Annotated in this window: 1 protein-coding gene; it reads right to left on the reverse strand. The window is 52.7% G+C overall.

The window, feature by feature from the left end; translation table 11 throughout:
* Positions 1 to 1333 (reverse strand): EAL domain-containing protein (locus HX884_RS26420; RefSeq protein WP_178329031.1); only part of this gene is annotated, 1333 nt, incomplete at both ends.

Here is a 1333-nt window from a genome sequence, read left to right on the forward strand (position 1 = left end):
CACCGAAAGAGATAATTGAAAAGGGTGTTGCGTTGACAGGTTGAATCTACAGCCATCTATTTTAATGATATCCGCCTGAAGGCGTCTGAGTCGTTCGTAGTTGGCATAGCCGGTACCAAAATCATCAATCGCGATACGGAACCCACGATCCCGTAGCTGCTGAAGGTTTTTGATACTGCTGCCAGAGTTCGAGAAGGCCTGCTCTTCCGTGATCTCAAGGACAACGTCCTGCGGCGCGATACCATAGTGTTCGAACAACGCGCTAATCTCGGTAGCCACCTCTTTTTGCATCAGCGTCAGAGGCATCAGATTGACAGAAAAGCGAGTGCCACCCTGCGACGCAGGATGATCACGCAACCACAACAGCAGTTTTTCCAGCACGCACATATCAAAGCGGTGGCTCAGGTTAAACTGGGCAATCAGCGGGATGAAGCGGTCAGGCGTGATAATCTCACCCTCGCTTTCCATGCGCGCCAGTATTTCGTAATAACCGCTGCCGTCCGCTTTTTGGATTGGCTGGGCATATAAATGAAACTGACCGGCATCCAGGGCATGTTTGATACGCGCTAACATCAGCACCCGTTCTGTGGTTTGCCCCGACGCGGCCTCCAGGCTATTGGTGAGCGCGAGTACGTTATGCGCTCCGCATGACTGCTCGGCAAGCCAGCTCAGTTGGCCCAGCGTATGGTGCAAGTTCTCGCCGTTTTCGACCATTCCCCAGGATGCGCCAAACTCGATATCCAGCCCCGTGTTGTTCCAGTAAATTTTTCGGCTGTTTAATTGATCAACCATATGCTGCAGCCGTTCAGCGGTTTCAGGCCCCAGCAATACAATGACCAGCTCGCTGCCTGGCAACTGGAAGAGCTTCTCATCTTTCTGCAACAGCGGCTGCAGGGAGGTGGTTACCCTACGTTTGCAATGCACCCGCATGAGAATGCCGTAGTGGCGGCTTAAAAATTCCAGGTTGTCCATCCGCAGGCAGCAGATTTTTGCATCCGGCTGAGCCTGAAGAAACTCTTCCAGCGCCCGAATATTCGGTAAACCAGTCAGCGGGTCGGTCAGCGCCCTGTCCTGCCAGTCCTGCTTCAACCAGTTGCTTCGCTGGTAGAGCCGCGACATGTAAAGCAGACAGATAGCGAAAGAGATCAGCACAGACAGGATAAAGGAGAGTGAATGCCCAGATTCGACGCCATTAAGGAAGTTGTAGTTATAGGTCAACAGCAGCAGAGCGGATGCCGCCCACAGTAAAGAGATGAGCGCATAGCTGAGGCGACTGATACCTAGGGAAGGTGCGAATAAGCAGGTCATTTCTTCCCAAGCTGACTCGCTGATT

It is taken from the genome of Enterobacter sp. SECR19-1250, assembly GCF_013391025.1.
GTDB lineage: Bacteria > Pseudomonadota > Gammaproteobacteria > Enterobacterales > Enterobacteriaceae > Enterobacter > Enterobacter cloacae.